29 protein-coding genes and 1 riboswitch are annotated in these 26,051 nt (G+C 61.2%); of the genes, 14 read left to right on the top strand and 15 right to left on the bottom strand.

The window, feature by feature from the left end; translation table 11 throughout:
• Nucleotides 1–75: 75 nt before the first annotated feature.
• Genes Q0J75_RS06730 through Q0J75_RS06715 form a run of 4 tightly spaced genes read right to left on the bottom strand, consistent with a single transcriptional unit; the run spans nt 76 to nt 3,606 of the window.
• The gene (locus tag Q0J75_RS06730; protein ID WP_297198569.1) at nt 76–999 is read right to left on the bottom strand and encodes a GerMN domain-containing protein; all 924 of its coding nucleotides are present in this window, start codon (nt 997–999) and stop codon (nt 76–78) included.
• Nucleotides 996–2,465, bottom strand: coding sequence for a sensor histidine kinase (locus Q0J75_RS06725; RefSeq protein ID WP_297198567.1), 1,470 nt, complete (start codon nt 2,463–2,465; stop codon nt 996–998). Before Q0J75_RS06725 ends, Q0J75_RS06730 begins: the two co-directional genes overlap by 4 nt.
• Nucleotides 2,458–3,144: a response regulator transcription factor gene (locus Q0J75_RS06720; protein ID WP_297198565.1), complete on the bottom strand. Its 687-nt coding sequence runs from the start codon at nt 3,142–3,144 to the stop codon at nt 2,458–2,460. Before Q0J75_RS06720 ends, Q0J75_RS06725 begins: the two co-directional genes overlap by 8 nt.
• Nucleotides 3,145–3,159: 15 nt before the next feature.
• On the bottom strand, nt 3,160–3,606 hold the full coding sequence (locus Q0J75_RS06715; protein WP_297198563.1) for a ComEA family DNA-binding protein: 447 nt from the start codon (nt 3,604–3,606) through the stop codon (nt 3,160–3,162).
• A 99-nt stretch (nt 3,607–3,705) separates the two neighbouring features.
• Between Q0J75_RS06715 and Q0J75_RS06710 the strand changes: the two genes are divergently transcribed.
• The 3 genes from Q0J75_RS06710 to Q0J75_RS06700 all read left to right on the top strand — a co-directional run bounded on the left by Q0J75_RS06710 (nt 3,706) and on the right by Q0J75_RS06700 (nt 7,054).
• Complete coding sequence (locus Q0J75_RS06710) at nt 3,706–5,118, top strand: D-alanyl-D-alanine carboxypeptidase family protein (RefSeq protein ID WP_297198561.1); 1,413 nt, start codon at nt 3,706–3,708, stop codon at nt 5,116–5,118.
• Nucleotides 5,119–5,246: 128 nt separating this feature from the next.
• Nucleotides 5,247–5,801 (top strand): sigma-70 family RNA polymerase sigma factor, encoded by a 555-nt coding sequence (locus Q0J75_RS06705; protein WP_297198558.1) that lies wholly within the window; start codon nt 5,247–5,249, stop codon nt 5,799–5,801.
• Entirely contained in the window at nt 5,798–7,054 is a 1,257-nt protein-coding gene (locus Q0J75_RS06700) for a hypothetical protein (RefSeq protein ID WP_297198555.1), read from the top strand. Before Q0J75_RS06705 ends, Q0J75_RS06700 begins: the two co-directional genes overlap by 4 nt.
• A gap of 62 nt (nt 7,055–7,116) precedes the next feature.
• On the opposite strand, the gene Q0J75_RS06695 is transcribed toward Q0J75_RS06700, so the two are convergent.
• From Q0J75_RS06695 to serC, 11 genes are all read right to left on the bottom strand, one after another.
• Nucleotides 7,117–8,133, bottom strand: coding sequence for an ABC transporter substrate-binding protein (locus Q0J75_RS06695; protein ID WP_297198553.1), 1,017 nt, complete (start codon nt 8,131–8,133; stop codon nt 7,117–7,119).
• A gap of 24 nt (nt 8,134–8,157) precedes the next feature.
• A complete protein-coding gene (locus Q0J75_RS06690; RefSeq protein WP_297198616.1) occupies nt 8,158–8,859 on the bottom strand; it encodes an ABC transporter permease in 702 nt (233 codons plus the stop codon).
• Between the two features lie 53 nt (nt 8,860–8,912).
• Nucleotides 8,913–9,674: an ABC transporter ATP-binding protein gene (locus Q0J75_RS06685; RefSeq protein ID WP_297198551.1), complete on the bottom strand. Its 762-nt coding sequence runs from the start codon at nt 9,672–9,674 to the stop codon at nt 8,913–8,915.
• Entirely contained in the window at nt 9,671–10,330 is a 660-nt protein-coding gene (tenA, locus tag Q0J75_RS06680) for a thiaminase II (protein ID WP_297198548.1), read from the bottom strand. The genes Q0J75_RS06685 and tenA overlap by 4 nt, the downstream gene beginning before the upstream one ends.
• Nucleotides 10,327–10,965, bottom strand: coding sequence for an HAD family hydrolase (locus Q0J75_RS06675; RefSeq protein ID WP_297198545.1), 639 nt, complete (start codon nt 10,963–10,965; stop codon nt 10,327–10,329). The genes tenA and Q0J75_RS06675 overlap by 4 nt, the downstream gene beginning before the upstream one ends.
• Nucleotides 10,958–11,617, bottom strand: a complete 660-nt coding sequence (gene thiE / locus Q0J75_RS06670; RefSeq protein WP_297198542.1) for a thiamine phosphate synthase — start codon at nt 11,615–11,617, stop codon at nt 10,958–10,960. The genes Q0J75_RS06675 and thiE overlap by 8 nt, the downstream gene beginning before the upstream one ends.
• Nucleotides 11,598–12,434 (bottom strand): hydroxyethylthiazole kinase, encoded by an 837-nt coding sequence (thiM, locus tag Q0J75_RS06665; protein ID WP_297198539.1) that lies wholly within the window; start codon nt 12,432–12,434, stop codon nt 11,598–11,600. The genes thiE and thiM overlap by 20 nt, the downstream gene beginning before the upstream one ends.
• 5 nt (nt 12,435–12,439) lie before the next feature.
• Nucleotides 12,440–12,952, bottom strand: a complete 513-nt coding sequence (thiW, locus tag Q0J75_RS06660) for an energy coupling factor transporter S component ThiW (RefSeq protein ID WP_297198536.1) — start codon at nt 12,950–12,952, stop codon at nt 12,440–12,442.
• Nucleotides 12,949–13,767 (bottom strand): bifunctional hydroxymethylpyrimidine kinase/phosphomethylpyrimidine kinase, encoded by an 819-nt coding sequence (gene thiD, locus Q0J75_RS06655; RefSeq protein WP_297198533.1) that lies wholly within the window; start codon nt 13,765–13,767, stop codon nt 12,949–12,951. The genes thiW and thiD overlap by 4 nt, the downstream gene beginning before the upstream one ends.
• A 110-nt stretch (nt 13,768–13,877) precedes the next feature.
• Nucleotides 13,878–13,984: riboswitch (TPP riboswitch) on the bottom strand.
• 31 nt (nt 13,985–14,015) lie between these two features.
• On the bottom strand, nt 14,016–15,185 hold the full coding sequence (locus Q0J75_RS06650) for a phosphoglycerate dehydrogenase (protein ID WP_297198530.1): 1,170 nt from the start codon (nt 15,183–15,185) through the stop codon (nt 14,016–14,018).
• 17 nt (nt 15,186–15,202) lie between these two features.
• The gene (serC, locus tag Q0J75_RS06645; RefSeq protein WP_297198527.1) at nt 15,203–16,288 is read right to left on the bottom strand and encodes a 3-phosphoserine/phosphohydroxythreonine transaminase; all 1,086 of its coding nucleotides are present in this window, start codon (nt 16,286–16,288) and stop codon (nt 15,203–15,205) included.
• 268 nt (nt 16,289–16,556) lie between these two features.
• On the opposite strand from serC, the gene Q0J75_RS06640 reads away from it, so the two are divergent.
• The 11 genes from Q0J75_RS06640 to Q0J75_RS06590 all read left to right on the top strand — a co-directional run bounded on the left by Q0J75_RS06640 (nt 16,557) and on the right by Q0J75_RS06590 (nt 25,870).
• Entirely contained in the window at nt 16,557–16,913 is a 357-nt protein-coding gene (locus tag Q0J75_RS06640; protein ID WP_297198613.1) for a DRTGG domain-containing protein, read from the top strand.
• The gene (locus Q0J75_RS06635; RefSeq protein ID WP_297198525.1) at nt 16,900–17,325 is read left to right on the top strand and encodes an ATP-binding protein; all 426 of its coding nucleotides are present in this window, start codon (nt 16,900–16,902) and stop codon (nt 17,323–17,325) included. The genes Q0J75_RS06640 and Q0J75_RS06635 overlap by 14 nt, the downstream gene beginning before the upstream one ends.
• A 35-nt stretch (nt 17,326–17,360) precedes the next feature.
• Nucleotides 17,361–18,686 (top strand): [Fe-Fe] hydrogenase large subunit C-terminal domain-containing protein, encoded by a 1,326-nt coding sequence (locus tag Q0J75_RS06630; RefSeq protein WP_297198522.1) that lies wholly within the window; start codon nt 17,361–17,363, stop codon nt 18,684–18,686.
• 83 nt (nt 18,687–18,769) lie between these two features.
• Complete coding sequence (locus Q0J75_RS06625; protein ID WP_297198519.1) at nt 18,770–19,108, top strand: DRTGG domain-containing protein; 339 nt, start codon at nt 18,770–18,772, stop codon at nt 19,106–19,108.
• Between the two features lie 20 nt (nt 19,109–19,128).
• Nucleotides 19,129–19,878 (top strand): PHP domain-containing protein, encoded by a 750-nt coding sequence (locus Q0J75_RS06620; protein ID WP_297198517.1) that lies wholly within the window; start codon nt 19,129–19,131, stop codon nt 19,876–19,878.
• Nucleotides 19,879–20,131: 253 nt separating this feature from the next.
• Nucleotides 20,132–20,626 carry an NADH-quinone oxidoreductase subunit NuoE gene (gene nuoE, locus Q0J75_RS06615; RefSeq protein ID WP_297198514.1) on the top strand — a complete coding sequence of 165 codons (495 nt, stop codon included), beginning with the start codon at nt 20,132–20,134 and terminating at the stop codon, nt 20,624–20,626.
• Between the two features lie 354 nt (nt 20,627–20,980).
• Nucleotides 20,981–21,538, top strand: coding sequence for an ATP-binding protein (locus tag Q0J75_RS06610; RefSeq protein ID WP_297198511.1), 558 nt, complete (start codon nt 20,981–20,983; stop codon nt 21,536–21,538).
• Nucleotides 21,535–21,903, top strand: coding sequence for a (2Fe-2S) ferredoxin domain-containing protein (locus Q0J75_RS06605; protein ID WP_297198508.1), 369 nt, complete (start codon nt 21,535–21,537; stop codon nt 21,901–21,903). Before Q0J75_RS06610 ends, Q0J75_RS06605 begins: the two co-directional genes overlap by 4 nt.
• A 14-nt stretch (nt 21,904–21,917) precedes the next feature.
• Entirely contained in the window at nt 21,918–23,720 is a 1,803-nt protein-coding gene (locus Q0J75_RS06600; protein ID WP_297198505.1) for an NADH-quinone oxidoreductase subunit NuoF, read from the top strand.
• A gap of 14 nt (nt 23,721–23,734) precedes the next feature.
• Nucleotides 23,735–25,492, top strand: coding sequence for an NADH-dependent [FeFe] hydrogenase, group A6 (locus Q0J75_RS06595; RefSeq protein WP_297198502.1), 1,758 nt, complete (start codon nt 23,735–23,737; stop codon nt 25,490–25,492).
• A gap of 93 nt (nt 25,493–25,585) precedes the next feature.
• Entirely contained in the window at nt 25,586–25,870 is a 285-nt protein-coding gene (locus Q0J75_RS06590) for a hypothetical protein (RefSeq protein WP_297198499.1), read from the top strand.
• The last annotated feature ends 181 nt before the right edge of the window (nt 25,871–26,051 follow it).

Genomic DNA, 26,051 nt, shown 5'->3' with positions numbered 1-26,051 from the left:
AGGGGTTGCCTGTATCGCGTTAACGTTATAAAGTCCGAACAATATGTGGTATGTTACACCAGAGACGTTTCCTTGTCAATAGCTGCCCTCCGCCAGAGACAGGTCTGGGATGAGGGCCCGGTCCAGAGGCAGCCCCCCCACAGCGGGGGCGGGCTCCCCCTCAATGTAAAGCTGGACCGCCTCCACCCCGTCCACCTCACACAGGGTATTTACCATGGCGTACACCATAAGGGCGGCGGCCGTCTCGTCCTGGGGCAGGCCTTGGATATACTCGGGAGACAGGTCCACGGTACACACCCCGTCCTGAAGGGTCACATCCCGGATCTGGCTGCCCTCCGGCAGGCAGGGCGTCAGGCCGTCCTCCGGCCCCTCGGCCCAGGCGGCCAGTACGGCCTGCACCAGGGTCTGGTCCACCGTCTTGACAATCTGCCGCCGCTCCACCTCCAGAGCCTGTCCGTCCGGCCGCAGGTACCACAACTCCACCCCCATGGCCAGGGGCTCGTCGGCGCCGCCGGAGAGCAGGATATCCCCGGCGGACAGCTGCTGGACGGCCCGGTAGGACAGCTCCCGGCCCTCCACCGTCACATACACCGACTCCACCTCCTCCAGCTGGCAGAAGGTCAGGGTCAGGCAGGCGTCGGCCAAAGTCAGATCCACCCCGGACAGGCTGTAATACTGCTCGGACAGGTCCAGGTGGAGCCGCCCCTCCTCCAGCTGCCAGTCCAGCAACTGAAGGCCGTCAGGAAAGGGGGAGGTCAGCCGGGCGGAGTCCGGTCCCTCCAGCAGTACCTCCATCAGGCTGGGGACCGGGTCCTGGCCCTGGGGAAGGGTGTGGCGTTCTCCTTCCACCGCCGACTCCCCCCGCTGGTCAGACAGGGCGGAGTAGTAAACGAGATACTCCGTCCCGCCCCCCTTACCGGCGGAATCCTGCCGGGCGGCACATCCCACCGCCGCCATCAGGGCGGCGCACAGCAGCAGTACAGTGCCTTTCCTTTTCATGGCGCCTCCCCTCCCTTCTCATCCCATAGCGGAAACCGCACCTCAAAGCAGGTGCCCTCCGGCTCCCGCCGCCGGGCGGTGACGGTGCCGCCGTGCTGGCGCACCGTGTCCCGCACGATGGACAGCCCCAGCCCGGTACCGCCGGCGGCCCGGGAGCGGGCCTTGTCCACCCGGTAAAACCGGTCAAAAATCTTGGGCAGATCGTCCTCCGGGATGCCCACGCCGGTGTCCTCCACCAGCAGGAGCACCTGGACCCCCAGCTGCTTCAAGGTGACGTACACCGTTCCGCCGGGCAGGTTGTACTTCACCGCATTTTCCATCAGGTTAAAGGCGACCTGGTACAGATCGTCCTCGGTGGCCAGGATGACGCATCCGGGCTGGAGAGAGAGCTCCAGCCTGACCTCCGCCGCCCGGGCCAGCGGGGTGAGCATGTGCTCCACCCGCTCCACCACCGCCCCCACGTCCACGGGAACGGGATGGAGTACATGGGCGGTGTCCAGCCGGGTGAGGGTGAGCAGCTTTTCGGTGATGCGGGTGAGCCGTTCCGCCTCGTCCCCGATGTCGGTCAAAAACTCTCGGGCGGTCTCGTCGTCCATGTGGTCGGCCTGGAGGATGGAGTCGGTCAGCAGCCGGATGGAGGCCAGGGGGGTTTTCAATTCGTGGGAGGCGTCGGACACAAAGCGGCGGCGCACCTCCTCGGTGGTCTGGAGCCGGCCGGTGAGCTCGTTGAACTCGTCGGCCAGGCGGCTGAGCTCGTCCCCGCCCCTAACGGTGACCCGGTGGCTGTACTCGCCCTGGCGCACCGTGTGGATGCCTCCCAGCAGCTGGGCGATCCGCCGGGTAAGGGCCTTGGAGAACACCACGCCCATGGCCGCCGTCACCAGGCAGATAACGATGGAGATGGTACGCAGGTTGGTCTGGATGCCCTGGAGCAGCGCCCCCTGCTCGGCATCGTACTCATAGAGATAGACCGCCCCCTGGGTCATGGAGCGGTAGGTGATGGGCACCGCCGCCCGGCTGCACAAAGCCCCGCTGTCATACTCCGAGCGGAACACATCGTTGCCCCGCAGGGCGGTGACGATCTCCCACAGCATGGCAAACTGGCCCACCGTGTCGGTGCGCTGGCTGCCCTCCTGGAAGTCGCACAGCACCATGCCGTTGGGATCGGTGACCACCACCCGGGTGACCCCCAGGCTGCCCAGCAGCAGGCTTACCGTCCGGGTGGCCCCCTCCTGGGTCAGCGCCTCCGGCCCAGTGGCCAGGGTGGAGGCCAGCACGGAAGCCTGGTTTTGCAGGGAATTCTGCTTGGACTGGTAGGCCAGGATCTGGGACACCTGGAGGGGATAGGTGTTGAGGAGCACCATCACCGCCGCCACAATGACCAAATAGGTCATGGCGTACTTGGTCTGGAGGGACCGCCAGAAGGGTACCCGCCGAGCCCCCTCCTCCTTCCGTCTCTTATCCATTCTTCAAATAGTACCCCACGCCCCATTTGGTGAGGATATAGGCCGGGTTGGCCGGGTCCAGCTCCAGCTTTTCCCTTAACCGGCGGACGTGGACGTCCACCGTTCGGTAGTCCCCGGCGTACTCGTAGCCCCACACCACGTTGAGCAGATTTTCCCGGCTGTACACCCGGCCCGGGTTGCGCATGAGCAGCTCCATCAGGTCAAATTCCTTGGCGGTCAAATCCACGCTCTTGCCGTCCTTCCAGGCCGCCCGGGCGTCCGGGTCCAGCGTGATATGGCCGATGGTCAGCTTGCCCCCGCCCCCCCGCTGCTGGGCCGCCATGCCCGCCCGGCGGAGCAGGGCCCGTACCCGGGCTTTCAGCTCCAAAATATTAAAGGGCTTGGTGATATAGTCGTCCGCCCCGCACTCAAAGCCGATGATCTTGTCGGTGTCCTCGCTGCGGGCGGTGAGCATGATGATGGGCACGTTGGAGAACTCCCGGATGCGCATACAGGCCTGGAGCCCGTCGATTTTGGGCATCATCAGGTCCAGAATGATGAGATCGAAGCTGCCGCCCCGGGCCAGCTCCACCGCCTCCTCCCCATCATAGCCCGCCTCCACCTGATAGCCCTCGCTCTCCAGGTTGAATTTGATGCCCTTGACCAGCACCTTTTCGTCATCGACTACCAATATTTTCAAGATAATCCTCCTTTGTCACGAAACCGTTACCAGGTCGATCAACCCCGCCAAAATGCCCTCGCCGATGCCGCTCACCCTGGTCAGATCCTCCGGGGTGCGGAAGGGACCGTTGGCCTCCCGGTCGGCGATGATGTCGGCCGCCCGCTTTTCCCCAATGCCCGGCAGGGTCATCAGCTCCTCCACTGAAGCGGTGTTCAGGTCCACCAGTCCCCCCGAGGCGGTGGGAATGGTCCCGGCGGGGGTGGGCTGAGCGACAGAGGGCTCCGGCGTCTGAGGTTCTGTTCCCTCCGACATCTGGGGCGGGGCGGAGAGCACCAGGGCAGTGCTCTGGGCCAGCAGATCAGCGGTCTCCACCCGCACCGGCTGGGCACTGGCCGCGCCCCGGAGGAACCAGCCCGCCGCGAAGGCGGCGAACGCGGCCGCCAGCAGCAGAGAAATCAGCTCCAATTTGGAAATCTTCATTTTTTTGTAACCGCCTTCCCGTTGCGTCTGGGTCGTGGGTTTGTTATAATGAGGGAGATAACACTGTACGTATTATATCATACACAAATGGAGTTTCCTATGAAAAAATCAAGACTGCTTTCTCTGTTTCTCTCCCTGGTCCTGATAACGGGACTGCTCACCACCTTCGCCGCCGCCAGCAGCGGCGACAGTACCGGCAGCGGCAGCGCCATTCTGGATGAAATGGACGTGGATGCCAAGGCCGCCGTTCTGGTGGACCCCAACACCAATGAGGTCCTCTATGAGAAGAACGCCCACGATAAGATGTATCCCGCCTCCATCACCAAGGTCATGACCTGCCTGCTCACCCTGGAGGCGGTGGACGCGGGCAAGCTCACCCTGGACCAGGTAATCACCGCCGGGGCGAGTATCCATACCGGCATCGGGGAAAATGCCTCCACCGCCGATATCAAGGAGGGGGAGCAGATTCGGGTCATTGATCTGCTGTACGCCGCCCTCATCCCCTCCGCCAACGAGGCCTGCAACGTTATGGCCGAGGCGGTCAGCGGCGATGTGGCCTCCTTTGTGGAGCTGATGAACCAGCGGGCCGCCGAGCTGGGCATGTCCGACACCCACTTTGCCAATACCCACGGCTACCACGACGACAACCACTACACCAGCGCCTACGATATCTACCTGATGTGCCAGGAGGCCATGAAGCATGAGACCTTCCGGGCCATCGTCTCCTCCAAAAGCTATGACCTGCCCGCCACCAACCTGCACACGGAACCCCGCACCGTCCACTCCACCAACGCGCTGATCTCCAACTGGAATGTAACCGGTTACCTGTACTCCTACGCCACCGGCATCAAGACCGGCCACACCCCGGAGGCGGGCTACTGCCTGGCCGCCTCCGCCACCAAGGAGGACCGCAGCCTGATCTCGGTGGTCATGGGCTGTGAGCGGGAGCCCGGCACCAGCGGCAGCGACGGCTTTACTTACTTCAGCGAGTCCAAGCGTCTGCTGGAGTGGGGCTTCAACAATTTTTCCACCCAGACCATTCTGGACTCCACCAAGCGGGACATCCCGGAGATTGCGGTCACCTTGGGCAAGAACACCAATTATGTGACCCTGGAGCCCCAGGGAGAGATCTCCGCCCTGCTGCCCAACGACATTTCCACTGAGGACTTTACCTTTACGTATACCCGCAACGCCGACTCGGTGGAGGCTCCGGTGGAAAAGGGCCAGGTACTGGGCACCATCACCGCCTCCTTCAATGGCAAGGAATATGGCTCTCTTCCCCTGGTTGCCAGCATTGACGTGGAGGTAGACCAACTGCTCTACTATGTGGACCGGATCCAGAAGTTTTTCTCCCAGCTGTGGGTGAAGATCGTGCTGGCTGCGGCGCTGGTGGGCATTGTGGCGCTTATCCTTCGCCGGGTCCTCTTTGGGGGCCGTCGGGGCGGCCGCAGAGGAGGTTACTCCTACAGCGGCGGCAGTTCCCGCTACAGCGGACGCCGCAGAAGAAGATAATAAAAATGTCCTGTTGCTATAGCAGCAGGACATTTTTATTGCATGATTTACAGATTGTATCGAGTGTTTTTGCTGTTTCAGACGTACTATATATGACCGGTCAAACCCAGTGAAAAGAGGTGACGCTTTTGAAGGATGAAGCGGTAAGCCAGGCCATTCAAAACGGCGACGAGCGGGTCATCCACGCAGTCATCACCAAGTATTCCAAGCTGCTTTGGCGTATTGCCGAGGCTGTCTTGCAAACCGTGGGATCAGAGCAGGATATGGAGGAGTGCGTGGCGGACACCTTCATTTACCTGTGGGAGAACCCGGAAAAATATGATCCCCGGCGGGGCTCTCTGAAAACATGGCTCTCCATCGTGGCAAGGAGCAAATCCACCGACCGCTGCCGGGCCTTGGCCAGAAACAGCACCGTGCCGCTGGAGGAGGGCGTCTGGGCAGAGCAGACAGGCCTGCTGGACGGTCTGCTGGCCCGGGATGCCCGTCAGGAGCTGCTGGAGGCCGTCTCCACGCTGGAGGAGCCCGACCGCCAGATCCTCATCCGCCGATATGAGTACGGACAGAAGCCCAGGGAGATCGCCCTGGCCCTGGGTCTGAGCGTCAAGCAGGTCAACAACCGCCTGTACCGCGCCAAGCGGAAGCTGCGGGACCTGCTGACCCATTGCAAGGAGGCGTATCCATGAGTTTCTTTCACAAAGGCCATCTTCAGGCCATCCGAACCATTTTTACAGACCGGACCGGGGTCCAGCCTCCCCGCCGGTCCTCTGCCCGCCCCACCGTCCGTCGGGTACTCCTGCTGGCGGCGGTCCTGACCTGCTGCCTGACCCTGAGCGCGTTTGCCGTCAGCCTCTTTTCCTCTCTGTCCGGCGACGAGCTGAGCCTGAGCGCCACCTATCAGGGGAATGGTCTGGTATCCATCCAGGTGGAAAACCGCTCCGACAAGGTGCTGTGTTTCCAGCCCAAGCTGAAGCTGATGCAATGGTCCACCAGTCAGGAAATCCAGCCCCTTTCGGACACGGTCCTCTTTGAGGGGACCACCATTGAAGCCCATACCAGCGGCACCATGACGGTAGACCTCTCCAGCGCCTATGACCTGTCCCTGCTGGAACAGCCCCTTACCAACGATCACTACTATTTTGTCCTGACCAACAACAACTTTCTCTTCGGGCAGGACTGGATGTGTTCTGTGGAATTTGCTCCATCGCCAAAATCCGTTCAGGAGGAGCCCCAGCCTCTGTCTCCATCTGAGGCCGACGCTGCCTTGGCCAGCCGGACAGCCGAGGAACTCCAGCCCTATTTTGATACTTATATTACTGATCCCGACGCCCGCCGGGACAAAATTCAGGCCTATTACGCCGATTGCCAGGCGCTGCTTTATCCGCTGGGGGACCGGCTGGTATCCCCGGCGTCTCTTCCCCTGCTTCCAGAGCTGCCAGACCCGGACGTTCCCTTTGACGAGAGCGTACCGGCAGAATATCAGCTTTCGTTGATCGGCGCTGATATCTCCACCCTGGACGCATACGGCATCCCGGTGGGCGGGGCGGAGGGGGAGCGGGCGCTGGTCCTGAACGCCCATCTTCCGCAGTACAAGGGCCAATCTGACGGCGGCGCTCCGGTTCCCCTGCTCTATCTGATGACATACGAAACCGCCGACCTGAAAAGCCCCCAGGACTATACTCTGATCCATGGACAGCTGCTGACCTTTGCGCAGCTGGAGCCCTACAAGGTCTATCAGGATGAACAGTTTGTGTGCTATGATGTGACTCATCTGTTTTATACCGACCTGCGCCAGCATGTGGAAAGCGTGATCCGTCAGCGGACGGATATCTACTATGACGACCAGGTTTGGGCACGGGTGGAGCAAATCTATGCCTATTTCCAGGCGTGCATCAAAGCCGGGTCTTTCTCGCTCCCCGGCACAGCGTCCGGCCAGTAAAATGAAAAACAGATGGAGCGCCCGGGACCCTGTACAGGGTCCCGGGCGCTCCATCTTTGGTTTTATCCGTTCATCAGGTCCACATACAGCTCGTCCAGAGCGGGAGCCTCGTCGATGAGCCCCTGGCTCAGCAGCCAGTCCACATTTTCCTGCCAGCACTCCGCCGTCTGGGACAGGAAGGGGGCGTCCGCCGTCTCCATCATGGGCAGCAGGGTGGCCATGCTCTTTTGCTCCACCGTCTGGGACAGGGGGAAATTCTCCTCGTTCTGGTTGTCCAGCAGAATCTGGAGCACCCCATCCGGGTCGGCCTGCATGTCGTCAAAGCCCTTCTGGCAGGCCCGCAGGAAACCTTTCAGTACCTCCGGCTCCTCGGCGATCATGGTGTCGTTGGCCAGAAACACCCCTTCGTAGTAGGTGGGCACGCCGTAGTCGTCCAAGTCGAAGTAGTTGACTTCAAACCCCTCCTCCTCCAGCTGGGGCACCTCATGGTTCACCAGGCAGCCGATGGTGGCGTCCACATTTCCGGTGGTCATGGAACTCATCAGGTCAAAGCCCACGTCGATCATGGTCACGTCGCTGGAATCGGCCCCCACATAGGCCATGATGGAGCGGATCAGGGCCTCGGACAGCTCGGTGCCGGCGTAGCCGATGGTCTTGCCCACCAGGTCCTCGGGAGAGGTGATGTCCTTTTCCTTCAGAGAAAGGACGATGTTCAGCGGCCCCTGGACCACCGCGCCGATGGACTTTACCGGCACATCCTGACCGGCCCGGGCGATGATTACGTCCTGCTGGTAATACAGGCCGATCTCCGCCTGACCGGCGGCCACCAGGGAGATGGCGTCGTTGGCGTTGGAGGGGAACTGGATGTTGACCTTCAGCCCCTCCTCCTCAAAATAGCCCTTCTCGATGGCGTCATAGAGGAAGGCGTGGAGGGCGTTGGGGTACCAGTCCAGTACCACGTTGATCTCCCGCAGCTCTTGGCCGCCGCTGCCGGTCTCCTGGCTGTCGTTGGCGGCAGGAGCGGAGCACCCGGCCAGCAGCAGGGCCCCGGCCAGGGCAAGGATTCCAATTCGTTTCATATCCATCGTTCCTTTCTGTCTGATTCAGGAAGATTCGCCCCGCCAGCGGACAAATTTCCGCTCCAGCAGGGCCACAATTCCTACGGCGACCATGGCCACCGCTGAGAGGAGCACAATGGGGGCAAACACCCCCGCCCCGTCCAGCTGGGTCATCATGCGGCGGGAGAAGTAGCCCAGGCCGCTCTGGGCCCCCAGCCACTCCCCGATGGCCGCCCCGATGATGCTCATGGGCACCGCCATTTTGATGGCTGAGAAAAAGTAAGGCAAGGCGCAGGGGGCCTTGATCTTCCAAAAAATCTCCCGGCGGGTGGCGCCGTAGGTCTGAAGCAGCTCGGCCATCTCGGTCTTGGCCGAGCGCAGGCCGTCGTACACCGTGATGGTGATGGGGAAAAAGGTGATGAGCACCGTCACCAGCACCTTGCTCCAGATACCGTAGCCAAACCACAGCACAAAGAGGGGGGCAATGGCGGTGGTGGGGATGGTCTGGGACACCACCACCACGGGATAGAGCATCTTACGTACCATATCGCTGGCGTCCATCCCCACCGCCAGGGCCAGCCCCAGCACCAGGGAGAGGACCAAGCCGATGGCAGTCACCCCCATAGTGGCGGGCAGGTGGACAGTGAACAGAGGCCCCCGCAGCTCCCACATCCGCTGGAAAATCTGTACCGGGGTGGGCAGGATATAGGCGGCGTTCATCCCCATGGCCCCCACCTGCCACAGCATCACCAGAGCCAGCAGGAAAATGAGGGCAGGTAAATTAGCTTTACAGGCGCTTCTCACAGGCTCACCTGCTTTCTCAGCAACGCAATAAGCTGTTCCTTCAGCTCCACCAACGACGGGTCCTTCAGGCAGGACCGGTCCCGGGGAAATCCGGCGGGCACCGGCACCTCGGTCAGGGCCCGGATGGGGGTAGACTCCACCACCAGCACGCTGGAGGAGAGAAACACCGCCTCCTCCACATCGTGGGTGATGAACAAAATGGTCTTTTTGTGCCGCTGCCACTGGTCCAGCAGCCACTCCTGCATGGAGATGCGGGTGAGAAAATCCAGGGCGGAAAAGGGCTCGTCCAGCAGCAGCAGGTCGCTCCCCGTCAGCATGGTGCGGGCAAAGGCCGCCCGCTGCCGCATACCGCCGGACAGCTCCCCCGGCAGCTTGTCACAGCAGCCCTCCAGGCCCACGTCGGCCAGGGCCGCCTCCACCTTCTTCCGCCTTTGGCCCTTGGACAGCCCTCCGGCGATCTCCAATGGGAGGGCCACATTCTCCCCCACCGTCCGCCAGGGGAAAAGCAGATCCTTTTGGGGCATATAGCCGCAGTACCGCTTTCGTCCCTGGATGGGAGCCCCGTCCACCAGGATCTCCCCACCCTTGGGCGGGAGCAGGCCGTTGGTCATGCGGAAAATGGTGCTCTTGCCGCAGCCGCTCACCCCCAAGATACAGTGGAAGGAGCCGGGCTCCACCTGAAAGGACAGCTTGTCCACAATGTCAAAGTCCTCCGAGGGGTACTGGTAGGACACCGAGCGAAACTCCAGGGCACTCACTGCTCCAACCTCCAGGCCATCTCCCAGAAGCCCAGCTCATACCGGCTGCATGCTACGAAGATATCCTCCAGCCGCCGGTACTGCTCCTCCGTACAGCCCTCAGCCAGAGCGTCCAGCCGGGCCACCAGAGCGTCGTTGGTATCCTGGTACTCCTGGCTGGCATAACCCCTCACCCATTCGCCATAGAAGGGGTGGTCCGCCGCGCCGGGCGCCTGGGCCAGCCGGGCACCGATCTCGGCATAGCTCCAGGAGCAGGCCAGAATGGAGGCCACAATCTCCGCCGGACCGCCCGCCGCAGCAGCCGCCAGCATGTAATGGGTATAGGACAGGTTGGCCAGGGCGGGCTTGACCTGGAACACCTGCTCCTCGGTAATCCCCATGCGGGCCATATAGGCCCGGTGGGTCTTCATCTCGCCCCCCAGGATGGCGTCCACATTGGCGGAGAAAAACCGCATCAGCTCTGGGTCGTCCGCCTTCACCACTCCCCAGGCAAACACCTTGGCGTAGTCAAAGAGGTAGAGATAGTCCTGCAGCAGAAAATACCGGAACTTGTCCCGGTCCAGGCTGCCGTCCCCGATGCCCCGCACAAAGGGGTGGTCATGGCAGGCCTGCCAGATGGGCTTTGCCGCCTCATAGAGCCGCCGGCTTACCGTCATAGAGCCTTCCTCCAATCCAATATGGTCTCGTCCGCCAACTCCTCCAGAGCGGGCCAGTCGTCTTGATATGCTGCCTCCGGGATGCCCACCACATAAAACCCCGCCTCTCTGGCGGTCTGGGCGGCATACAGGGCGTCCTCAAAGACGGCGGTATCCGTCGGGCTGGCCCCCAGGCGGCGGGCGGCCTCCAGATATACGTCGGGCTTGGTCTTGCCCGCCCCCACCGTCTCACAGCTAAGGATAAAGTCAAAATACCCGGCCACCTCCAGCCGCTCCAGGCAGGCCTGGGCCAGAGGCTCCGCCGTGGCGGTGGCCACGCACAGCTTGGCCCCTTCTCCCCTCAAACGTTCCAAATACGCTCTGACGCCCGGCTTCAGGGGAATATCCGTGCGGTAGTGGGCCTCCATGACGGCGTGCATCTCTTGAATGATCCGCTCAGGCGGGCCCTCCACGCCAAAGGTATCCATCAGAAAGGCGGCCCCCTCCAGCATGGTCATGGGGCCCATGGCGTCCAGCTGGGCCTGGGTAGGGTGGCGTCCTCTGGCCTGCAGGTAATCTCTGCTCAGGGATTTCCAGATGGGCATGGAGTCCACCAGGGTGCCGTCCATATCGAAAATACAAAACCGCTTATCCATGGGCAGTCACCATTTTCTCTGCCAAAGCCCGCAGACGGCGGGCGGCTTCCTCCGGGTCTTTCTGGGCAAAGAGAGCGGACACCACGGCGGCCCCCGCCGCCCCCGTTCCAGCCAGCCGGGGCAGGTTGTCCCCGTTGATACCCCCAATGGCCACCACCGGGATGGTCACCGCCTGGCAAATGTCCCGCAGAATATCCAGGCTCAGGTTCTTGGCGTTTTGCTTGGTGGTGGTGCCGAACACCGCCCCGGCGCCGATGTAATCCGCCCCAGCTTTTTCCGCCGCCACCGCCAGCTCCACCGTGTTGGCGGTGATGCCCAGGATCTTGTCCGGGCCAATGAGGGTCCGCGCGTCTCGGCCCATCAGATCGGTCTGGCCCAGGTGTACCCCGTCCGCATCCGATTCCAAAGCGATATCAATATCATCATTTATTACAAATGGTACTCGATATTTGGCAGTCAGTCCCTTCAGCTCCCTGGCCTCCGCCAGAAAAGCGGCACGGTCCAGCTCCTTTTCCCGGAGCTGGAGAAAGGTGGCTCCCCCCCGCAGCACCTGCTCCACCACCTGGACCAGGGTGCGCTCCCCCAGCCAGCTGCGGTCGGTGACGGCGTATAGGGTCATCCCCCGCCGAATGTCATCCTCGGTAAATTTCATAACGCACTCCTTGTATCAGCTGCTCCCCCGTCAGGTTAAACACGCTGTCGATCAGATCTATGCGGAAGGTGGCGTTGCCCGTCCCCTTTTGCAGCCGCAGCCCTTCTGCCCGCTCGCCCGCCAGGGCGATGGACACCGCCGCGGCGGCCGCCGCCTCAAAGGGCTGGTCCGGCCTTGCCCCGCAGAAGGCCCCGGTGAGGGCGGACAGCATACAGCCGCTGCCGGTAATGCGGGCCATGGTGGGGCTGCCGTTGCGGAGAAAGAGGACCCGGTCCCCCTGGGCGATGATATCCACCGCCCCGGAGAGGGTCACCGCCGCCCCGGTCCGCTTGGACAGGGTGCGGGCCAGAGCCGCCGCCTGGGGCAGGCCCGACTCGGTGACGGCGTCGGCGGCGGCCACATCCACTCCGCTGCCCCCCTCCTTGTCCTCGGTGAGGGCCCGGATCTCCGAGGCGTTGCCCCGGATAACGGCAAAGTGCACTTCTTCCAGCAGCCTGCGGGCGGTCTCCCGCCGCAGGCCGGTAAACCCGGCGGCCACCGGGTCAAAGACCACCGGCACTCCCAGCTTGTTGGCCTCTTTTCCGGCGATGAACATGGCCTCCCGGTCCCCCACCGCCCCCAGGTTGAGCACCAGGGCCTGAACGCCCGCCACCGCGTCGGCCACCTCCAGAGGATGGTGGGCCATGGTGGCGGAAGCCCCCGCCGCCAGCAGAATGTTGGCGCAGTCGTTGACGGTGACGATGTTGGTAATACACTGGACCAGGGGGGCTTTCTCCCGCACTGCCTCCAACAGGGCGGCAAATTCGCTTCGCTCCATGGCCCTCACCGCCTGACCAGGGTCTGCATGACCCCCAGACCGCCGGAGCGTTTCAGGGCAAAGAGCACCACCCCGGCAATGATAGAGCCGCCCACGGTGGACACCAGGAAGGGACCCATGTAGGCATACACCGCCGCGGTCTGACCCAGAATCAGGGTAGCGATGGGCCAGGCGGCCAGGCCCCCCAAAATGCCGGTGCCAAAGACTTCACCCACACAGGTGGCCCCCAGGTTGTGGGTCTTGGCATAGGTCAGGCCGCACACCAGGGCCCCCACCATACTGCCGGGGAAAGCCAGCGGAGTGCCCAGGCCCAGCAGATTGCGTAAAAAACTGGCGGCAAAGGCGGTAGCCAGCCCGTAGCCCGGCCCCAGAAAGACGGCGCACAGAAGGTTTACCATATGCTGCACCGGGGCGCATCGGGAGCCCAGAATCGGAAAGGAAAAGAGGCTGCCCACCACCGCCACGGCGGTGAGGAGGCTGGCAATGGTCAGCTTCTTGGCGGCAGTGCGCTCTCTCACCGCTCTGCCCTCCCCATCTCCACCGCGCCCCCCTGGGGGATGGCGTAGTTGTGCCACAGAGGACCGCTGCCCCGGCCCAGGTCCAGCCTGGCCTCCATGGCGGCGGTGATATACTGCTTGGCCTTCCCCACTGCGCCGGGCAGATCCTCCCCCAAAGCCAGGAAGGAGGCGATGGCGGAGGACAGGGTACAGCCCGAGCCGTGGTTGTTGGGGTTATCCACCCGGGGCGCCTTGAACCAACGCTCCTCTCCCCTCTGCCACAGCAGATCGTCGGCGGCAGCGCTCAGGTGCCCCCCTTTTACCAGCACCGCCCCGCTGAGGGTGGCCCCGATGGCCGGGGCGGCCCGCAGCATATCCTCCTCTGTCTCGATAGCAAAGCCGCACAGCCGCTGGGCCTCGGGGATGTTGGGGGTGATGACGCTGGCCAGGGGGAAAAGCTCCTCCATCAGGGCGGTAAGGGCGCTGTCCTGCATGAGGGCGGAGCCGCTGGTGGACACCATCACCGGGTCCACCACAATGTTTTCCGCCCCGTACTGCCGCAGCTTCTGTCCAATCACCCGGATGATGGGGGCAGAGGACACCATGCCGATCTTGACGGCCTGGGGCCGGATGTCCTCAAAAATACAGTCCAGCTGCTCTCCCACAAACTCCGGGGTGGCCTCCAGCACGTCCCGAACGCCGGTAGTGTTCTGGGCGGTAAGGGCGGTGATGGCGCTCATGCCGTACACCCCCAGGCAGGTCATGGTCTTCAGATCAGCCTGAATACCGGCCCCGCCGCTGGAGTCGCTGCCGGCGATGGTCAATACGCATTTCATGGTCCATTCCTTCTTTCTCTTGATGGGTCAGGGCGCAAAAAGCGGCAGGCCCCAACGGGACCTGCCGCGATTCTGTACGTCTTGATACGCCTCCCCAAAAGGAGGCTTCGCACGGAAGATATGCTGCGTCCCTACGTTGGCATTACCCAAATCAGGTCAGGTCGAGGGACTCTCCCCTCCTCTCAGCCTCCTCGCGGAAGCTCCCTTGCACGCTCAATTTTAACTTGTTTTGACAGGCTTGTCAATCCTCAATGATTGAGCACCCGCACCCGGCACACGCCGTCCAGGCCCCGGATCTCGTCAACCACCGCCTCGCTGATACGGCTGCCCATGTCCACCACGGTATAGGCGTAGTCCTTCTTGGACTTGTTGGTCATGTTCTCCACGTTGACCCCTTCCTTAGACAGCAGGCCGGTAATGTTGGCGATGGCGCCGGGGACGTTCCGGTGGATGATGCACAGCCGGGACACACCGCTCCACTCCTGCACCAGGGTGGGCAGGTTGACGGAGTTTTTGATGTTGCCGTTTTCCAGGTAGTCCTTCAGCTCCTGGGCGGCCATGACAGCGCAATTCTCCTCACTCTCAGGGGTGGAGGCTCCCAGGTGGGGAATGGCAATGACATTTTTGCCCTGAAGGATCTTGTTGTTGGGGAAGTCGGTGACGTAGGCGGCCACCTTGCCGGAGTCCAGCGCCGCCAGCATATCATCGTCGTTCACCAGGCCGCCCCGGGCCAGGTTGAGGATGCGCACGCCGCCCTTCATCATGTGAAAGGCGTCCTCGTTAATCATGCCCCGGGTCTCGGGGGTCTGGGGCACATGGAGGGTGATGTAATCGCAGTTTTTGTAGATAGTCTCCAGGTCCATGGCCCGGTGGACCAGCCTGGACAGGGACAGGGCGGCATCCACGCTGAGGAAGGGGTCATAGCCAAAGACGGTCATACCCAGCTTGGTGGCGATGTTGGCCACCTGCACGCCGATGGCCCCCAGACCGATGACGCCCAGCATCTTACCGGACAGCTCAGGGCCCACAAACTGGCTCTTGCCCTTCTCCACCACCTTCTCCACGTCGGCGCCGTCGGCGGCCTGAGCTTTGATCCACTCAGACCCGGCGGTGATCTTCCGGGAGGCCAGCAGCAGGCCGCACACCGCCAGCTCCTTTACGGCGTTGGCATTGGCGCCGGGGGTATTGAAGACCACCACGCCCGCCTCAGAACAGCGGTCGATGGGGATATTGTTGGTACCCGCCCCCGCTCGGGCAATGGCCCGCAGGGAGTCCGGGAAGGGATACTCGTGCATATCGGCGGAGCGGACCAGAATGCCGTCCTCGTTCTCCACGTCCTCGCTGACGGAGAAGCGGGTCTGATCCAGGACGGAAAGTCCGGCGGGGGAAATTTTATTCAATGTTTTGATGCGAAACATGACGACGCTACCTCCTGTCAGTTGTTCTTGTCAAACGCCTTGATGAAGTCGCAAAGTTTTTCCACGCCTTCGGTGGGCATGGCGTTGTAGATGGACGCGCGCATACCGCCCACGGAGCGGTGGCCCTTCAGGTTGGTAAAACCGGCCTCCACGCTCTCCTTGACAAACTTGGCGTCCAGCTCGTCGCTGCCGGTGCGGAACACCACGTTCATATCGGACCGGGAACCGGGCTCCACGGCGCAGGTAAACAACTTGGAGGAATCAATGACGTCGTACAGCATCTGGGCCTTGCCGTGCTTGATGGCCTCCATGCCGGGGATGCCCCCCTGCTCCTCCAGCCAGTCCAGCACCAGACCCAGCATATAGATGCACCAGCAGGGCGGAGTGTTGTACATGGAATCCTTGTCGATCATGGTCTTATAGTTCATCATCAGGGGGGTATAGGGCAGCTCGTGGCCGGCCAGCTCCTCCTTGATGATAACCACCGTCAGACCGGCGGGGGCCATGTTCTTCTGGGCGCCGGCAAAGATGATGCCGTACTTGCTCACGTCCACCGGGCGGGAGAGAATGTCGGAGGACATATCGCACACGATGGGCACGCCGTTGGTCTCGGGGATATACTGCCACTCGGTGCCGTAGATGGTGTTGTTGGCGCAGTAGTAGAAGTAGCTGGCCTCAGGGTCCAGCTTCAACTGGTCCTGGGCGGGGATGTAGGTGTGGTTCTTATCGGCGGAAGAGGCGGCCAGGTTGATCTGGCCGTACTTCTGGGCCTCTTTATAGGCGATGTTGGAGAAGTTGCCGGTGACGGCGTAGTCGGCCTTTCCGGTCTTGCCGATCAGGTTCAGGGGCGCCATGGAGAACTGGGAAGAGGCGCCGCCCTGGAGAAACAGAATCTTGTATCCCTCCGGCATGTTCATCAGCTTGCGCAGCTTGGCCTGGGTGTCGTCAAAAATCTTCTGGAACACCTTAGATCGGTGGCTCATCTCCATAACTGACATGCCGGAACCCTGATAGTTGGTGATCTCGGCTCCAGCACGCTCCAGCACTTCCAGGGGGAGCATGGACGGGCCTGCGGAGAAATTGTAGACTCGCTCGTTACCCATGATAGATGGCCTCCTTGATTCCTATTTTTCATACAAATACCCAAGACAGCGGACGTTCAGCTCGGTAAACACTTGACCGCTTTATCTTGATAAAGCATATTATAGCCGCCCCCTTCCCGGAATGTCAATAGCCCGGAATGACCAAAACCAAATTTGCGGCGGGAAAAACTTTGTGAATATTTCAACGAACCCTTTGCACTCCGCGTGGTTTTGTGGTACAATGCCCATAAACTGAGAGTTTAGTTTTTCCACGGAAGGGGAGATGGCAATGCTGCTTTCCGACATCAAGGAAATCCTGAAGGCCACCGTACTATGTGGGGAGGACCACCTGGACTGGGAGGTGGACTCCGCCTGCGGCAGTGATTTCATGAGCGATGTACTGGCTTATGTCAAAAATCAGGCTCTGCTGCTCACCGGACTGGTCAACCCTCAGGTAGTGCGCACAGCGGACATGGTGGAGATCAACTGTATCGTCTTTGTCCGGGGCAAGGTACCGGGACAGGACATTCTCGATCTGGCCGCCGAGCGGGATATCGTGGTCATGACCTGCCCCAAGCGCATGTACGAGGCCTGTGGTCTGCTTTACTACAATGGATTGCGAGGGAATTGCGATGGAAACGATTAGACTTGTATACCCCGTGGAGGGCGGCGACCTGATTGAGGCCGGCGAAGCCTCCAGCAAGATGAAGCTCACCCTGAAAAAGCTGGGTCTGCCTCAGGATGTGATCCGCAGGGCCTCCATCTGTATGTATGAGGGCGAAATCAACATGGTCATTCACGCCGACGGCGGACAGGCCGAGGTGGAAGTGGAGCCTGAGCAGATCGTCATCCGCATGGCCGACACCGGCCCGGGCATCCCCGACGTGGAGCAGGCCATGCAGGAGGGCTACTCCACCGCTGGCTCCACCGCGCGGGAGCTGGGCTTTGGCGCAGGCATGGGTCTGCCCAACATGAAGCGTTACTCCGATGAGATGATCATCGACACCGAGGTGGGCAAGGGCACCACCGTCACCATCAAGATCAAGATTCCGCAGTGAATCCTGTCTCTGGCGAAGGGAGGTAAGGCAGTCCCATGGCTATGAGGCATTCCGTGGTACTGGACAACCGCCGGTGCAGAGGCTGTACCTCCTGCATCAAGTGCTGTCCCACCGAGGCCATCCGGGTGCGTGGCCGCAAGGCCACCATTCTGCCCGACCGCTGTATCGACTGCGGTTCCTGTATTCGGGTCTGTCCCCACAAGGCCATCAAATCGGTGGGCGACGAGCTGGACGTGCTGACCCGGTATGAGTACTGCGTTGCCCTGCCGGAGCCCGCCCTTTACGGGCAGTTCCACAATCTGGACAACATAGATATTATCCTCAACGCGTTTTTACAAATCGGCTTTCACAAGGTCTATGAGGTATCCAAGGCCGCCGAGATGCTTTCCGACTTTGAGCGGCAGTGCATCCGTTCCGGCGCTTCCTCAGTGACCCCTCAGATCTCCTCCTCCTGTCCCACGGTGCTCCGGCTGATTCGGATGCGCTTTCCCAAGCTGATGGGTCATGTGGCCTGTACCATTCTCCCCATGGAGCTGGCGGCCATCCTGGCCCGCCGGGAGGCGGAACAGGAAACCGGCCTGCCCCCGGAGAAGATCGGCGTGTTCGCCATCGTGCCCTGCTCCTCCAAGGTCACCGCCGCCCGTGTCTCCGAAGGCCTGAGCCATCCGGTGCTGGATGGAGCCTTTGCCATCCGGGACATCTACCTGCGGCTTTTAAGCCCTATGAAGCACCTGGAAAACGTGGAGCCCATGGCCTCCTCCGGTATCATCGGCATGGGCTGGGCCTCCTGCGGCGGCGAGAGCGCCGCCCGGCTGGGGGATCGGTGCGTGTCGGTGGACGGCGTTGGCAATGTGATCCGTATGCTGGAGGAGATCGAGGACGGCCGCCTGCCGGAGGCCGACTTTCTGGAGCTGTCCGCCTGCACCCAGGGGTGTGTGGGCGGCTGCTTCACGGTGGAAAATCCCTATGCGGCCAAGATGCGGCTGAAGAGCCTGATGAAAGGACAGCCCGTGTCCCGCAACCGGTTCCAGTTTGAGGGGAAGGATCGGGATATTGTACGCCGGGATAAGGAGCTGCAGTACTTACCCACCTTTGTGCTGGATCAGGACCTGGGAGCCGCCCTCAACAAGCAGCTGCGGATTCAGGAGCTGGAGTCTCATCTGCCCGGCCTGCACTGCGGGTCCTGCGGTGCGCCCTCCTGTCACGCCTTCGCGGAGGATGTGATCCTGGGCCGGGCCTCGGAGGACGACTGTATCTTCAAGGTGCGGGAGCGGATGCGCTCCATGGCCGGCAAGGAGGAGGCGGACGACTATCTGCCGCCGCCTTTCCGCCATCCCAAAAGCGAACCGGTCAAACAGTAGCCATTGGGCGCGCCGCAGAGCGTAACTTCTGCGGCGCGCCCTTTTTTCATACCAATCAGGGGCAATCAGAGGAGGTAATAAGCATGACAGTACAGGAATTGATTTCCGCTCTGGAGCTGAAGGTATTCCATCTGGCCCAGCCGGAGCGGCTGGTGACCGGCGGATATGTGGGCGATCTGCTCAGCTGGGTCATGGGCCGGGCGGGGCAGGACAGCGCCTGGCTTACCATCATGTCCAATCAGAATGTGGCCGCTGTGGCCCTGATGGCCGACGTGGCCTGTGTGATCCTCACCGAGGGGGTCCAGCCAGACGCCGACCTGCTCCGACGCGCGGAAGAGAAGGAGGTCAATCTGCTGGGCATCGGGGCGGACACCTTCGCCGCCGCCTGTCAGCTGGGGCAGGTACTGTCCGTCCCCCAGTGAGGGAAAGGGGGTTTTACTCCTTGCATTTCTATTATGATTTGCACCTCCATTCTTGTTTATCGCCCTGCGGCAGCGATGAGATGACCCCCGCCAATCTGGCCGCCATGTGCGCTCTGGCCGGATTGCAGATCGTGGCCCTCACCGACCACAACACCTGCGGCAACTGTGCCTCCTTCTGCCGGGCCGCTCAGCTTCATGGTCTCACCGTCCTGTCGGGCATGGAGCTATGTACCCAGGAGGAAATCCATGTGGTCTGCCTCTTCCCCGATCCGGAACAAGCGGAGGACTTTTCCCGGGAAATCACCCGGCACCTCCCCCCCATTCGCAACGATCCCACCCGCTTTGGCCGGCAATTGCGGATGGATGATGAAGACGGTGTTCTGGGGGAGGAATCCGCCTTCCTGGCGGGCAGCACCGATATTCCCCTGGCTCAGGTACCAAGTCTGGTATCAGCCTGGGGAGGCGCCGCCTTCCCCTCTCACATTGACCGCCCCTCCTTTTCCCTACTGGGGGTACTGGGCCTGTGGGACCCGGACCTGGGCTTTACCGCCGCCGAGCTGTCCCACCACTGCCCCCCCGAATTGGCTCGGCGGCCTGATTTGGCAGGGCTCCAGCTGCTGACCAACTCTGACGCTCACTACCTGGACCAGGTTTGGGGAGCGGAGCATACCTTGGACCTGCCGGAATGTTCCCCCCAGGCTGTGATCCAAAGGCTGGCCTGCCACCCTCCGGACAGTGGTCAAGACAACTTTCTTTACAATCCAAATTAGATGTGCTATACTTTCCATAAAGTAACTACTGGCCCTGTTGGTTCCATCCGTCTTTTCTTATCCCGCGAAAAAGTACTGATGTGTCAACAGGGCCCTTTTTTACATCTATGATTTTTGTGCAATACTTTAATTTAAACTGTTTGGTTTTATATTTTTAACAATGGAAACGCTTTACAAATGGCTTTTTTTCGCTATAATAGTGCCTTAAGAAAGTAAAACTAAACTCATTATTTCAGAAAGGAAGGACGCACTCATGCCAAACTGCAAGACCGTCGTCCCCTATCGTGGGACTGCCGAGCAGGAAGAGCGCCTGCGGAAGGTCATCGCCGAGCATAAGGGACAGCCGGGGGCCACCATGCCTGTTCTCCAAGCCGCCCAGGAGATCTTCGGCTATCTGCCGGAGGAAGTCCAGATCATCGTGGCGGAAGGGCTGGAGATCCCCCTGTCCGAGGTGTACGGGGTGGCCTCTTTTTACGCCCAGTTCACCCTCAACCCCAAGGGCCGGTATCAGATTTCGGTCTGCCTGGGCACCGCCTGTTACGTCAAGGGCGCGGCCGCCATTCTGAACGCAGTGCAGCAGAAGCTGGGTATCGTCCCCGGCTCCATCACCGCCGACGGCAAGTTCTCCCTGGACTCCTGCCGGTGCGTGGGCGCCTGCGGTCTGGCTCCGGTCATGATGATCAACAACGACGTCTATGGCCGCCTCACCCCCGACCAGGTGGGGCCCATTCTGGATATGTATAAATAAGAAGCGTTAAGCCGCTGAGCAGGGGTGCCTGGATCGGAGCGAGGGCGAGCGCAGGGCCGCAGGGCGACCCGCAGACCAGCCCGAGACGGAGGGAAGGCATCCCCGACCGCGAAGCGTGCGCAGCGTGACAAGTTAAGAAGCGCGAAGGCGTGCGGAGCAGCCGCCGCAGCGTGACAAATTAAGAAGCGCGGAGCGCCCGGGAGCAGGCGGCTAAGACCCGGAGCGAAACAAACGGACCGCAGGCCCCACTGGGGGCCGGAGGCCGGCTTGTGCAGTCGCAGGGGCTTGGACGCCGTTGCGGAGGGCGCATAGCGTGACAAAAAGCGTTAAACCGCGGAGCAGGGGTGAACCACCATGAAAGAAATCGCCCTTTACGCATTGGACATTGCCCAAAACTCCATTACCGCCAACGCCTCCCGGCTGGATCTGACTCTGTTGGAAACACCGGAGGCCATCACCCTCACCCTAGCGGACACCGGAAAGGGCATGAGTCCTGAGCTGCTGGCCCGGGTCAGCGACCCCTTTACCACCACCCGCACCACCCGCAAGATGGGGATGGGTCTGCCGCTGCTGCGCATGGCGGTGGAGCAGACCGGCGGCAGCCTGACCATTGAGAGCACGGAAGGGGTGGGTACTACCGTCACCGCCCTGTTCCACCCTACCCATATCGACTGTCCGCCGGTGGGAGATATGGGGGACACCATCACCCTGCTGATCCAGGGCGCCCCCCAGCTGGAGCTGCGCTACACCCACACTGTGGACGAGGCCTGTTTCCAGCTGACCACCGAAGAAATCCGGGCCCAGCTGGGACCGGAGCTCTCCCTGGCAGAGCCGGAGATTATCCTCTGGCTCAAAGATTACTTACAAGAACAGGAAATGCTGTTACGAGAACATAAGGGGATGAAAGCATGAAAACTCTCGCGGAACTGCAAGCCATCCGGGACAAGATGCGCCAGCAGATCGATTTGCGGGACGCCAGCGACGACCGTATCCGTGTGGTGGTGGGCATGGCCACCTGCGGCATTGCCGCCGGCGCCCGGCCGGTCCTCAACGCCTTGCTGGAGGAGGTCAACAAGCGGGATCTGAAGAATGTGACGGTATCCCAGACCGGCTGCATCGGCGTGTGCCGTCTGGAGCCCATCGTGGAGGTCTATGTGCCCGGCCAGGAGAAGGTCACCTATGTGAAAATGACGCCCGAAAAGGTGGCCTCCATCGTCAGTGAGCATCTGGTCAACGGCCGGGTGGTGGAAGAGTACACCATCGGCGCGGCGGAATAAGGGAGGGTGAAGAGATGAGTTTTATCCGTTCCCACATCCTGGTCTGCACCGGCACCGGCTGCTCCTCTTCCAACAGTGAGCAGATCATTGCGGAATTTGAAAAGCAGCTGGTGGCCCAAGGTATGGACAAGGAGGCCAGAGTGGTACGCACCGGCTGTTTCGGCCTGTGTGCCCTGGGTCCCATTGTCACGGTCTACCCGGAAGGGGCCTGCTACACCCATGTTACCGTGGACGATGTGGAGGAGATCGTCTCCGAGCACATTGTGAAGGGCCGTATCGTCAAACGCCTGCTCAACCGGAATGTGGCCGAGGAGGGCGCGGTCACCTCTCTGACCGAAACCCAGTTCTATAAGCACCAGCAGCGCATCGCTCTGCGCAACTGCGGCGTCATCAACCCGGAGAACATCGACGAGTACATCGGCGTGGACGGCTATGCCGCCCTGGGCAAGATCCTCACTGAGCAGATCCCGCCCCAGAAGGTCATCGACGTGGTAAAGGCCTCCGGTCTCCGGGGCCGGGGCGGCGCCGGTTTCCCCACCGGCCTGAAGTGGCAGTTCACCCACGACGCGGTAAGCTCTGACGGCATCAAGTACGTCTGCTGTAACGCCGACGAGGGCGACCCCGGCGCCTTCATGGACCGGTCTGTGCTGGAGGGCGACCCCCACACCATCATTGAGGCCATGACCATTGCAGGCTACGCCGTGGGTGCCCATCAGGGCTATATCTACGTCCGGGCAGAGTACCCCATCGCCGTCAAGCGGCTGGAGACCGCCATCGGTCAGGCCAAGGAATACGGCCTGTTGGGCAAAAATATCTTTGAGTCCGGCTTTGACTTTGACCTGGAGCTGCGGCTGGGCGCCGGCGCTTTTGTCTGCGGCGAGGAGACCGCCCTCATGCGCTCCATCGAGGGCTACCGGGGCGAGCCCAAGACCCGTCCCCCCTTCCCTGCGGTCAAGGGTCTGTTTGACCGGCCCACGCTCCTCAACAACGTGGAGACCTATGCCAACATCACCTGGATCTTTAATCACGGCCCGGAGGCCTTCGCCGCCATCGGCACCGAGAAGAGCAAGGGCACCAAAGTCTTTGCTCTGGGCGGCAAGATCACCAACACCGGCCTGGTAGAGGTCCCCATGGGCACCACCCTGCGCACGGTGGTGGAGGACATTGGCGGCGGCGTTCCCGGCGGCAAGCAATTTAAAGCCGCCCAGACCGGCGGCCCCTCCGGCGGCTGTATCCCCGCCTCCCTCATCGACACCCCCATTGACTATGAGTCCCTGGCCTCCATCGGCTCCATGATGGGTTCCGGCGGCCTGATCGTGATGGACGAGGACAACTGCATGGTGGATATCGCCAAGTTCTACCTGGAGTTTATCGTGGACGAGTCCTGTGGCAAGTGCGCCCCCTGTCGGATCGGTACCAAGCGCCTGCTGGGTCTGCTGACCAAGATCACCGAGGGCAACGGCGAACCGGAGGACCTGGACACCATCGAGGAGCTGTGCAACCACATCAAGCAGTCCGCCCTGTGCGGCCTGGGCCAGACCGCTCCCAACCCGGTGCTCTCCACCCTGAAGCACTTCCGGTCGGAGTATGAGGCCCATATCTACGAAAAGCGCTGTCCTGCCGGGGTATGTAAGGCCCTGATCCAGTATGTGGTAGACCCGGCCAAGTGTAAGGGCTGTACCCGCTGTGCCCAGGGCTGTCCCACCGGCGCGATTTCCGGTGCGGTGCGGGCTCCCCATATCATCAACCAGTCCAAGTGCATCAAATGCGGCGCCTGTATGGAGCACTGCCGCTTTGGCGCCATCAGCAAGCAGTAAGGGAGGGAACGGACATGGAAGAAAAAAAGATGGTATCTCTGCACATCAACGATATTCCCGTCACCGTTCCCGCCGGGACCACGGTGCTGGAGGCAGCCCGTTCCGCAGGCTTCAATATCCCTTCGCTCTGCTTCCTGAAGGATATCAATGAGATCGGCGCCTGCCGGATCTGTGTGGTAGAGGTCAAGGGAGCCAAGAGTCTGGTGGCCTCCTGCGTGTATCCCGTGGCTGAGGGCATGGAGGTATACACCAACACGGAGCGGGTGCGCAAATCCCGCCAGCTCACCCTGGAGCTCATCCTGTCCAACCACCGGATGGACTGCCTGACCTGCCCCCGCAACAGCCACTGTGAGCTGCGGCAGCTGGCCGCTGACCTGGGCATTGATGCGGTGCGTTATGCCAACGATAACATGCCCCCTCAGATCGAGGACTCCGCCCCCCATCTGGTACGGGACAACTCCAAGTGCGTCCTGTGCCGCCGCTGCACCGCCGTGTGCCGGGCTACCCAGGAGGTAGGGGTCATTGGTCCCAACGACCGGGGCTTCAACACCCACATCGGCTGCGCCTTTGACCGGGATCTGGCCGAGGTGGACTGTGTATCCTGCGGCCAGTGTATTGTGGCCTGCCCCACCGGTGCGCTCTCTGAAAAGGATGACACCGCCCAGGTTCTGGCCGCTCTGGCCGATCCCAAAAAGCACGTTGTGGTGGGTCCCGCCCCCTCCATCCGGGTCACCCTGGGCGAGTGCTTCGGTATGCCCATCGGTACCAATGTGGAGGGTAAAATGGTCACTGCCCTGCGCCGTCTGGGCTTTGACAAGGTGTTTGATGTGGACACCGCCGCCGACTTCACCATCATGGAGGAGGGCACCGAGTTCCTCCACCGGCTGAAAGGCGATGGTGTGCTTCCCCTTATCACCTCCTGCTCCCCCGGCTGGATCCGCTATATGGAGCAGCACGCCCCCGAGATGATCCGCCATGTATCCACCTGCCGCTCTCCCCAGCAGATGTTCGGCGCTCTGGTCAAAACCTTCTACGCCGAGCAGGCGGGCATTGATCCCCAGGACATTTTTGTGGTGTCCATCATGCCCTGTACCGCCAAAAAGTACGAGGTACGCCGGGAAGAGCAGCGGCTGCCCAACGGTTGTATGCCGGTGGACGTATCCCTCACCACCCGGGAGCTGGGCCGCATGATTACCCAGGCCGGCCTGCTCTTCGATCACCTGCCTGATGGAGCGTTTGACGAGATGCTGGGCATCTCCACCGGCGCCGCCACCATTTTCGGCGCCTCCGGCGGCGTGATGGAGGCTGCCCTGCGTACCGTGGTGGAGGAACTCACCGGCAATGGTATGGCCCCTCTGGAATACCATGAGGTCCGTGGTATGGAGGGTGTCAAAGAGGCCACCTACGAGCTTCCCGGCCGCACGGTGCGGGTGTGCGTCGCCTCCGGCCTGCACAATGTCAAGGTGGTGCTGGACGGAATTAAGGACGGCTCTCTGCACTACGATTTTGTAGAGTTCATGGCCTGCCCCGGCGGCTGTATCAATGGTGGCGGCCAACCCATTCAGCATGCCGATGTGCGCAACTTCACCGATATCAAGGGGCTACGGGCGGCGGCGCTGTATAAACAGGACGAGGAGATGGAGTACCGCCGTAGTCATAAAAATCCGGTCGTCCAGATCGTGTATCACAACTATTTGGGCGAGCCGGGCAGTCCTTTGGCCCACACCCTCCTCCACTGCTCCTATATCAAACAGAAGCGTTACCGAGTGTAAGACTTCCTTTCCTGCCGAATGACAACTGCGCCCCACTTGGTTGTAGCAAGTGGGGCGCAAAGCTTAACTGTAATTTACAGAGGAAATTAGTCAATGAACATAAAACAACGAGCAAAAAAATTAAAATCCGATATCCCAGCCATTTTTATAGCATTAAAGGAGAAAGATACTCCGTTGATTGCAAAAATCATTCTTTTGCCTGCGTTAGTAGCATTAACAATCAAACTAATTCCAGAAGAAGTCTGGATAAAAAGCAAAAGAAATGCGGAGGAGCTGTGGGAAGACGGAAAACCTAAAAAATGGTATTATTCAATTCCAATCATTATTGTATGGTGCGTGTTGCTGTTCGCTATAATCAAAGCCATTTGCTTTCTGTAACCCGCCGCCCCGACGATCTCGGGGCGACTTCATGTACCGCTATTTGGAACAGCATCTTCCACGCAAAACTAAAAAGGACGAACTTCTAAAAAAGTTCGTCCTTTTTGTGTTGGCATTACCTATTTTCCCGGTCCGTCTCCAGACAAGTATTTTCGGCGCAGGTGAGCTTAACTTCCGTGTT

It is taken from the genome of uncultured Flavonifractor sp., from assembly GCF_944385615.1.
GTDB lineage: Bacteria > Bacillota > Clostridia > Oscillospirales > Oscillospiraceae > Flavonifractor.
The sequence above is the reverse complement of the archived record's forward strand: the minus strand, read 5'-3'. Positions and strand labels throughout refer to the sequence as shown.

Coding starts and splice junctions, on each gene's coding strand:
- Q0J75_RS06730 (WP_297198569.1), bottom strand. CDS start 999: ATGAAAAGGAAAGGCACTGTACTGCTGCTGTGCGCCGCCCTGATGGCG.
- Q0J75_RS06725 (WP_297198567.1), bottom strand. CDS start 2,465: ATGGATAAGAGACGGAAGGAGGAGGGGGCTCGGCGGGTACCCTTCTGG.
- Q0J75_RS06715 (WP_297198563.1), bottom strand. CDS start 3,606: ATGAAGATTTCCAAATTGGAGCTGATTTCTCTGCTGCTGGCGGCCGCG.
- Q0J75_RS06710 (WP_297198561.1), top strand. CDS start 3,706: ATGAAAAAATCAAGACTGCTTTCTCTGTTTCTCTCCCTGGTCCTGATA.
- Q0J75_RS06700 (WP_297198555.1), top strand. CDS start 5,798: ATGAGTTTCTTTCACAAAGGCCATCTTCAGGCCATCCGAACCATTTTT.
- Q0J75_RS06695 (WP_297198553.1), bottom strand. CDS start 8,133: ATGAAACGAATTGGAATCCTTGCCCTGGCCGGGGCCCTGCTGCTGGCC.
- Q0J75_RS06690 (WP_297198616.1), bottom strand. CDS start 8,859: ATGCTGTGGCAGGTGGGGGCCATGGGGATGAACGCCGCCTATATCCTG.
- tenA (WP_297198548.1), bottom strand. CDS start 10,330: ATGACGGTAAGCCGGCGGCTCTATGAGGCGGCAAAGCCCATCTGGCAG.
- Q0J75_RS06675 (WP_297198545.1), bottom strand. CDS start 10,965: ATGGATAAGCGGTTTTGTATTTTCGATATGGACGGCACCCTGGTGGAC.
- thiE (WP_297198542.1), bottom strand. CDS start 11,617: ATGAAATTTACCGAGGATGACATTCGGCGGGGGATGACCCTATACGCC.
- thiM (WP_297198539.1), bottom strand. CDS start 12,434: ATGGAGCGAAGCGAATTTGCCGCCCTGTTGGAGGCAGTGCGGGAGAAA.
- thiD (WP_297198533.1), bottom strand. CDS start 13,767: ATGAAATGCGTATTGACCATCGCCGGCAGCGACTCCAGCGGCGGGGCC.
- Q0J75_RS06650 (WP_297198530.1), bottom strand. CDS start 15,185: ATGTTTCGCATCAAAACATTGAATAAAATTTCCCCCGCCGGACTTTCC.
- serC (WP_297198527.1), bottom strand. CDS start 16,288: ATGGGTAACGAGCGAGTCTACAATTTCTCCGCAGGCCCGTCCATGCTC.
- Q0J75_RS06640 (WP_297198613.1), top strand. CDS start 16,557: ATGCTGCTTTCCGACATCAAGGAAATCCTGAAGGCCACCGTACTATGT.
- Q0J75_RS06635 (WP_297198525.1), top strand. CDS start 16,900: ATGGAAACGATTAGACTTGTATACCCCGTGGAGGGCGGCGACCTGATT.
- Q0J75_RS06630 (WP_297198522.1), top strand. CDS start 17,361: ATGGCTATGAGGCATTCCGTGGTACTGGACAACCGCCGGTGCAGAGGC.
- Q0J75_RS06625 (WP_297198519.1), top strand. CDS start 18,770: ATGACAGTACAGGAATTGATTTCCGCTCTGGAGCTGAAGGTATTCCAT.
- nuoE (WP_297198514.1), top strand. CDS start 20,132: ATGCCAAACTGCAAGACCGTCGTCCCCTATCGTGGGACTGCCGAGCAG.
- Q0J75_RS06610 (WP_297198511.1), top strand. CDS start 20,981: ATGAAAGAAATCGCCCTTTACGCATTGGACATTGCCCAAAACTCCATT.
- Q0J75_RS06605 (WP_297198508.1), top strand. CDS start 21,535: ATGAAAACTCTCGCGGAACTGCAAGCCATCCGGGACAAGATGCGCCAG.
- Q0J75_RS06600 (WP_297198505.1), top strand. CDS start 21,918: ATGAGTTTTATCCGTTCCCACATCCTGGTCTGCACCGGCACCGGCTGC.
- Q0J75_RS06595 (WP_297198502.1), top strand. CDS start 23,735: ATGGAAGAAAAAAAGATGGTATCTCTGCACATCAACGATATTCCCGTC.
- Q0J75_RS06590 (WP_297198499.1), top strand. CDS start 25,586: ATGAACATAAAACAACGAGCAAAAAAATTAAAATCCGATATCCCAGCC.